Source organism: Winogradskyella rapida, assembly GCF_042675845.1.
GTDB lineage: Bacteria > Bacteroidota > Bacteroidia > Flavobacteriales > Flavobacteriaceae > Winogradskyella > Winogradskyella rapida.
In genome coordinates this window covers 1-5,145 of sequence record NZ_JBHTKM010000027.1, presented here as the reverse complement: position 1 = coordinate 5,145, position 5,145 = coordinate 1, and the positions used below count along the sequence as shown (strand labels likewise).

At 31.5% G+C, this 5,145-nt stretch carries 7 protein-coding genes; all 7 read right to left on the bottom strand.

Annotated features, from left to right (window positions below):
- Window positions 1-223 (bottom strand): transposase (locus ACFQ13_RS05975; RefSeq protein ID WP_386115171.1); only part of this gene is annotated, 223 nt, incomplete at its 3' end.
- A 175-nt stretch (window positions 224-398) separates the two neighbouring features.
- Entirely contained in the window at window positions 399-1,151 is a 753-nt protein-coding gene (locus ACFQ13_RS05970) for a hypothetical protein (protein WP_386115168.1), read from the bottom strand.
- A gap of 148 nt (window positions 1,152-1,299) precedes the next feature.
- Window positions 1,300-1,845 (bottom strand): hypothetical protein, encoded by a 546-nt coding sequence (locus ACFQ13_RS05965; RefSeq protein ID WP_386115165.1) that lies wholly within the window; start codon window positions 1,843-1,845, stop codon window positions 1,300-1,302.
- Between the two features lie 134 nt (window positions 1,846-1,979).
- Window positions 1,980-2,705: a hypothetical protein gene (locus ACFQ13_RS05960; RefSeq protein ID WP_386115162.1), complete on the bottom strand. Its 726-nt coding sequence runs from the start codon at window positions 2,703-2,705 to the stop codon at window positions 1,980-1,982.
- 156 nt (window positions 2,706-2,861) lie between these two features.
- The gene (locus ACFQ13_RS05955; protein WP_386115160.1) at window positions 2,862-3,422 is read right to left on the bottom strand and encodes a hypothetical protein; all 561 of its coding nucleotides are present in this window, start codon (window positions 3,420-3,422) and stop codon (window positions 2,862-2,864) included.
- Window positions 3,423-3,589: 167 nt separating this feature from the next.
- Window positions 3,590-4,288 (bottom strand): YqjF family protein, encoded by a 699-nt coding sequence (locus tag ACFQ13_RS05950; RefSeq protein WP_386115157.1) that lies wholly within the window; start codon window positions 4,286-4,288, stop codon window positions 3,590-3,592.
- A 201-nt stretch (window positions 4,289-4,489) separates the two neighbouring features.
- On the bottom strand, window positions 4,490-5,145 hold a 656-nt coding region (locus tag ACFQ13_RS05945; protein WP_386115154.1), incomplete at its 5' end, for a hypothetical protein.

The following is a 5,145-nucleotide window of genomic DNA, read 5'->3' as shown; positions in this document are numbered from 1 at the left end:
GGGCTTTAATTCTGGATATTTCGTCTTTTGTTTCCACTTTTACTCTGGTGTTCATTAAGTCTTTACGATTGTACTTTTTAATCCACACATTCACCGTTGTAGGTGCAATAGAGTAGAGCTTGCATAGTTCACTCTTTGTGTGTTTTCCGGTTGTAAGTTCGGCTAAAATTTTTAATTTGAAAGGTTCGCTGTAACGTCTAATTACTTTGTCATTTTTATACATAATGTTTAAAATTATGTAGCCTTTATTCAGGACGAGTGTTAATGTGCCACAACGTGTTTGTGTATGGTTAGTTGCGTGGTTAAGCAACTAAGTTAGCAAACTTTAACGAACCTGTGAATATTCCGTAGGAATATTCGCAAGTAGGGAAGAACCTAGCAATTAATTATACACGGTGTTAGCTACAGGGCTTTCTTTTTCCGCCCATTGTATAAGCCGTTTTTTGTCTTGGTCCAAATTCAATTCTGACTATTTTGCAACAATTCACTTCAACCACATATTGGAAATGTTCTAAACTCGCTCCACGACTTCCATAGCAATCTTCAAAATCAAATTCGCCTGGTAACGCTTTTTGTAATTCAGTTAAATCGTCTCCAACTTTAAATTTCGGAATTGTATTTTTTAATATGTCGTGTCTTACATATTGAGGAACAACATTGTATGCAAAAGATGGTAATAGTTTTGGAAAAACAAACAAATAAATGAAAAGTAAAAAAAACGGTAAAGTCAGAATAGGAATCAAATGTATTTGTTTTAATTCGTTCCGTTTTTTATTCCAAATCATATGAAAAGTCAGTCCGAAAATCAATCCGCAAACAAATGCGTCTAAAAATACTCCATAGAAATTGTCAGAAATTAAAAACAACCAACCAATTAGAATAGTAAAACCGATTAAAGCATAAACCCCTGAAAGAATTGTAAATGAAGTTAAAGTCAGTTTTTTAGTTAGTTTTACAATTCCCTTTTGAGGTATTAAGATAAAAAGTCCGTAAAAGATTAAAAGAAAAAAAGAAGCCCAAAATAAAACTACTCCAGTATCTCCGCCAGAAGCATTTTCATATCTTAAATTCAACCATATTATATGAGTTGTAATTAGTCCAATCCAACCTAATGTTAAAGATAAAAAGGATGTTTTTTTGAAGTTCTTCATTTGCCTTGTAGCTAACGTGTTTGTGTATGGTTAGTTGCGTGGTTAGGCAACTAAGTTAGCAAACTTTGACGAACCCGAGAAAATTCCGCAGGAATTTTCGCAAGTAAGCACGTAAAAAGCAATTAATTATACACGGTGTTGTAAGTAGTTATTTTTCCTCAACGTAATATTCCAGTTGTTCTCCTCCAAAACATTCATTAATTCCAGTTAAGTATCCTTGTTTAAAAAGTAAATGCGCAATCATTACTTGTTCTTTTTCATTATCCGCAAAATAACTCCATTCGTTTTTGTTCGAAATGCTATTAGCAATAGAGTCAAAATTTATTCGGTCAGAATATTTTACAAGCTCTGATTGAGAGTATTCAATTCTGTTCAAAAATTTATGCTTGTCATAGTTTTCCACTTTAAAAGTTCGGTTTCTATTCCGTTTTACTTTTCGGACAGCTTTAAATTCATTCTCTATGTCAAAATTCCATTCGTCCATCATAGTCGATACTAATTCAAATCCTGTAAGGCAGATTTCAGTAGATTTTCCATTTGATTTATCTTGGATGTTAACTACTAAATAGTTTTGAAAAGTACTGGCATAATTATCAAGAGCTTTACAATAATTCGTATACATCTGATTGTCATTTCCAAAGTCGGAATATGATACTAATAAGAATGATAATATGATAATCAGTAGTTTCTTCATAATTACTTACAACGTGTTTGTGTATGGTTAGTTGCGTGGTTAAGCAACTAATTTAGTAAAAATGAACCGAACGAGAGGAAATTCCGCAGGAATTTCCACGTAGGCAAGTCACAAGCAATTAATTATACACGGTGTTACCCAACGTTTTTGTCCTTTAAAATTAATTCAACTGCTTTCACAGCTTCTTTCTGGTATTTTGATTTGTTAGTCAAAATTTCGTTTAATTCGGTTTCTGATTTTGTTTTAAATTTCTCAACAAACTTTTCGGTTTGGCTTTTTTCTTTTTTCCTTTCCAATTCTTGTTTTAGTTTTACTGTTTTTTTTGAATCGGATTTATTAATGTAGGTAAACATTCTAAACCTATATTTTGTGTTTTTAAAAAAAGGATCATTGTGAATAAAGTCGTGAAGAATGTTGGTTAAAAAGTATCTATCTCCATTCTTAAATTTCAAGTCCCAATATCCAAAGTCAGATACAAGCATGGGAATTCGTCCAGCTCTATCTATTGCGTTTTTGTAATAAATTCCAAGATGATAAGTTGATTCCGAAACATCATTTATCGTGTACGTTTTAGTCTTTCCGTTTTGAGTGATTTCAATTTTTTTTGAGTCAAAGTCCATAGTAAAAGTAGTGCCTTTGTTTTCAAAGTAATAATTGAGATAGATTAACAAAGACGGAATGTTCATAATTAGGATTATGACACTAATAATTATTAATATTTGTTGGTCAAGAACAAATTCGGTTTCGTTTCTCCATTTCCAATAAAAAGGCAATACGATTATCACAAGAGCTATCATTTTGAGGTTGTCAAAAAGTAGTCCTTTCAGAAGCTTGTTGTTTATGTCGTAGTGTTTTTTCAAATGTTGGGTAACGTGTTTGTGTATGGTTAGTTGCGTGGTTAGGCACTAAGTTAACAAACATTTACGAACCCGTGAAAATTCCGCAGGAATTTTCGCAAGTAAGCTCTAAAAAGCAATTAATTATACACGGTGTTGTGGTGTCGTTTTTTTATTAACTTATAAATAATCAAATTTATACGAATTAGATGTTTTTCCTTTTCTCGAATTTTTAAATTCAATATTTACAATTACTTCTTGAGTTCCGTGAATTTTTTCTTTAAAATCAAAATTTTCTTGATATGAAATTCCGTATTTATTTATGACTTCATCAATTTTGTTTTTTTCCAATTCCGCTTTTTTATTTTCTCTTCTATATTTATTCAGTTTAGAGTAAGCAGTTCCTAGAAATGAAAATCCAGTTACAATCATTCCAATTTTTACGTACCATAGATACAAGCTAAATATTTTCCAGTCAGATAAAAAGTACCCAAGAAGTATTAAAAGAAAACCAATAATTATTGTGCCGTAGAAAGTCAGATGTGTTGACTTTTGGTTTCTACGGATTATTTCCAGTTCGAGATTAGCAATTTCTAATTTTTCTTGAAATTTTTTGTCAAGTGTAATTTTTGAGCAAGTATTACTAAATTCAGGTTTTTTATTGGTCAAATTACAAGTCAATCCTTTTTCAAGACTCGTTATTTGGTTTTCGCATAAATCACAATGTCGTGAAAAATTCATTAAAAGTTCAGTTTTATTCAGTTTTTGATTCCAACGTGCGTTTTGGTAAATGCGCCACAACGTGTTTGTGTATGGTTAGTTGCGTGGTTAGGCAACTAAGTTAGCAAACTTTGACGAACCCGTGAAAATTCCGCAGGAATTTTCGCAAGTAAGGAAGAACAAAGCAATTAATTATACACGGTGTTGTAGCCAGTTTTTCCTTTTTTATTCTTTCCCCAAGCAATAACTTTTACTCCTTTTGAGTATTGGATTTTGTTTGGCTCGTTTTTAATCAATCCGTCAAATTTTGGATAATTAAATTCTAAATTTTTCAAGTCAATTTCGTTAATTGGCCATTCCAAATGGTGAATTTCAAATTCGTTAATCGACTTTTCTGTGTCTTGAAAAAGAGCGTATCTTTCAGTCAACCATTTGTCTAATTCCGTTTTCTCTGTAATTTCTTTTCCAATCTCAAACTGAATATTCAATTTGTCATTAAATTCCGAATTATTTGATTCGTATTGGTTTTTAGTACGTTTTATTTTTGAAAATCTATATGGAAGTTCAGATATTCCTTTCGCAACTTTACAAGACAAACTTTTTCCGCCTTCAATGCTCAAAAAATATACTCCAGTTTTGTTATTTGATTTCACATAAGTTCGGATATTAATTTCGTCAAAATCCGAAATAGGCGGAAAGGAAGGTAGGTTTTTCGGTCTTATCTTTTCCATTGTAAAAGCAACAACTGAAATCCAGGGTTTTCCGTCAAAAAGGTCAATTTCTAATTCTTTCGGTACAAACTCTTTCAGTTCGTTTAATTCCACTTGCCAATGAAGAAATATTGCATTATTCCACTCTTGATAAAATTTCCAGTTTTCAGTTGGCATTTTCCAAGGTCTGTGTTCATTTGTATTTAATATCTCTCGGATTGTCATTTTTCTCAAATTGGCTACAACGTTGTTGTATATGGTTTGTTGCGTGGTTTAAAAATCTAATTTAGCAAATAAAAACCGAATAGAAAATCCGCGAGGATTTTCGTAAGTAGGCTAGAATTAGCAATAAATTATATACGGTGTTGTAAAACGTTTTTATTCGCTATCAAATATTCCTCTCGCAGACAAATAACCGTTTTTCTGTTCAGTAAATAGCTTTTCTATACTTTCTCCTTTTAAGCCTTTCCAATTTCCATTTCTATCTTTTTCAATTGGGTCAAATATATATTTTTGGTGATAGTATTTGTTTTTTTCTTTGCTGTATGATAAGTATAACAGAACGTTTTTGTAATCCTCAAATGCAGGTCTTCCATAATGGTCGTAAGCATCAAATTCAATCGTATCTGTTTTCAGTTCGTTGTATACGTTACTTATTACCTTGTATTTATTTCTGAAACCATTATCCATTACATAACTCTTAAATATCAGAGTGTCTCCTGTTATAGAGTCAATTTCGATTCGTTCATTATTTTCATTTGGGTCAAATTCAATTACAGATATTTTTTCTCCGATAAATGCATAAAGATTTACAGAGTCATTCGTCATTTTGAATTCAGATTCAGAACCAATTTTAGTCGACTTACAACTAATCAATATTATTAAAATCCCTAAAATTTGAAGGATGCGATTCATTTCGTTCAAATGTTTTACAACGTGTTTGTGTATGATTTCGTTGCGTGTTTTAAGCACTAAAGTTAGCAAATAAATCACAGATAGAAAGTCCGCGAGGACTTTCGTAAGTAGGCTATAAC